Source organism: Micromonospora globispora, from assembly GCF_003857015.1.
Taxonomy (GTDB): Bacteria; Actinomycetota; Actinomycetes; order Mycobacteriales; family Micromonosporaceae; genus Micromonospora; species Micromonospora globispora.
In genome coordinates this window covers 1-2,244 of the sequence record NZ_QGGF01000305.1, presented here as the reverse complement: position 1 = coordinate 2,244, position 2,244 = coordinate 1, and the positions used below count along the sequence as shown (strand labels likewise).

The following is a 2,244-nucleotide window of genomic DNA, read 5'->3' as shown; positions in this document are numbered from 1 at the left end:
CGCCGTGGCCGCGGCGACCGGGACGGGTGTCGAATGAGGCGCTACGAGCCGCCGCCGGGCTGGACGGTGCAGGCGTACAAGTTCGCGCTGGACGCGACACCGGCGCAGGTTCAGAATCTGCGTCGGTATGCCGGCGCGGCCCGGTTCGCCTACAACCACATGCTCAGGCGGCTGTCCGCGGTCAAGGCGCAGCGCGCATCTGAGGCGTCGTACGGGGTCGCCGAGACCGACCTGACACCCTGGCAGAGTTGGTCGCTACCGAGCCTGCGGCGCACCTGGAACGACACCAAGCCGTGGGTCGCCCCGTGGTGGCAGGAGTGCTCCAAGGAAGCGTTCAACACCGGCCTGGACAACCTGTCCCGAGCATTGACCAACTGGTCGGACTGCCGCAACGGCAAGCGCAAGGGCCGCAAGATGGGCTGGCCCAAACTCAAGCGCAAGCACGCTGCCCGCTCTGTCCGGTTCACCACCGGAGCGATCCGGGTGGAGCCCGATCGACGCCACGTGGTCCTGCCTCGACTGGGGCGCATCCGCACCGACGAATCGACCCGCAAGCTGGCCAGGCGGCTGGAAGCCGGCACCGCGAAGATCCTGTCCGCGACCGTGACTGAAACCTCCGGCCGATGGTTCTGCTCCTTCCAGGTGGCCGTGCGGCGTGCCACCGGTCGACCCGCGCACGCACCCCGAACGGGCCGCGTCGTCGGGGTCGACGCCGGCGTGAAGCACCTCGCGGTGCTATCCACCGGCGAGATGGTGGAGAATCCGGCCCCGTTCAAGGCCGCGCTCAAGCGGCTCGGTAAGGCGCAGCGCCGCGCCAACCGGCGGGTCGGCCCGTTCGATCCGGCGACCCGCAACCGCCGTGACCCGTCGAACCGCTGGCGGCGGGCGCAGGACCGGGTTGCCCGGATCCAGGCGACAGCGGCCGCGGTACGCGAAGATTCGTGGCATCAGCTGACCACCCGGCTGGCCCAGCGTTACGACCTGGTCGTGGTGGAGGACCTGCACGTCGCCGGGATGAAGCGCAACCGCAGGCTGGCCCGCGCCCTGTCCGACGCGGCACCGGCCACCCTGCGGCGGCATCTGGCCTACAAGACCAGTTGGTACGGCAGTGCGCTGCACGTTGCCGACCGGTGGTTTCCCAGCTCCAAGACCTGCTCTGGCTGCAAGACAGTGAAACCCAAGCTGTCCCTGGCAGAGCGCACATTCACCTGCGTTGCGTGTGGCCTGTCCCTGGACCGGGACGTCAACGCCGCACGAGACCTTGCCGACCTGGCTCGGCATGTCGACCTGGAGTTGCCGGGCGACGGAAAAACAGGACGTGGAGCCTACGTAAGACCCGTAAGACCCGCACCCGTGCGGGCTGGGCAGTCGGGCGTGGAAGCGTCAAGACCGCTTCCGGTCAACGCCGTCAGGCAACTGACAGCTGCCGATCATGAGCTATCTATCGCTTCATGAAAGACATCCCAGGAGCTTGAATGTCAAGCAGCAGCCTCGCCGAGGTGGTGGGACCAGGCGGTCGCCTCGTTGTATGGGGTGCCGGTTTTGAGGCATCCGTGCAGGATGCCGACGAGCCGGTTGGCGAGCTGGCGCAGTGCGGCGTTGTAGCTGGCGCCGCGGGCGCGTTGCCGGTCGTAGTAGGCGCGGGCGCCCGGCGAGGCTTTCAACGCGGAGAACGCCTGGGTCATCAGGGCGTCGATGAGCCGGTCGTTGTGCACGAACCGGGCGGCGACGGTCTTCTTCTTGCCCGATGCGCGGGTGATCGGGCTGGTAGCGGCGTAGTTCTTGCGGGCCTTGGCCGAGGCGTAGCGGCCGTGGTCGTCGCCGAACTCTGCGAGCATCCGGGCGCCGAGGACGGCACCCAGTCCAGGCTGGGACAGGATGGTCTCAGCGTCCGGGTGCCGGCCAAAATGGGCCTCGACCTGCCCTTGCAGGGCCTTGACCTGCTCGTTGAGGGTGACCAGCAGCGCGACCAGAGCGCGCACGGACGCGGCGTAGGCGGCAGTGACCACGGCCGGCTGGCCGAGGTGCTCGGCGCGCAGAACGGCCTGGATCGCCGTGGCCTTGGCAGCGATGTCGCGGCGGCGGGCCCGTTTGAGGGCCGCGCTGATCTGCGCCAGGCTCAGCTTCGCCGCGCTCGCCGGGTCGGGTGCCTTCGCGAGCAGTTCCAGGGTGTCGGCGGCGTCGAGGTCCTCGAAGGCGGCCAACGCGGCGGGGAAGTACTCCCGCAACGCGTGCCGCAGCCGC

Annotated in this window: 2 protein-coding genes; one reads left to right on the top strand and one right to left on the bottom strand. The window is 69.2% G+C overall.

Features of this window, described 5'->3' with window-relative positions:
• A partial coding sequence (gene tnpB / locus DKL51_RS15070; protein ID WP_221623188.1) for an IS607 family element RNA-guided endonuclease TnpB occupies positions 1 to 1,455 on the top strand: 1,455 nt, incomplete at its 5' end.
• A gap of 23 nt (positions 1,456 to 1,478) precedes the next feature.
• Here the strand turns inward: tnpB and DKL51_RS15065 are convergent.
• On the bottom strand, positions 1,479 to 2,244 hold a 766-nt coding region (locus DKL51_RS15065), incomplete at its 5' end, for a transposase (protein WP_148097739.1).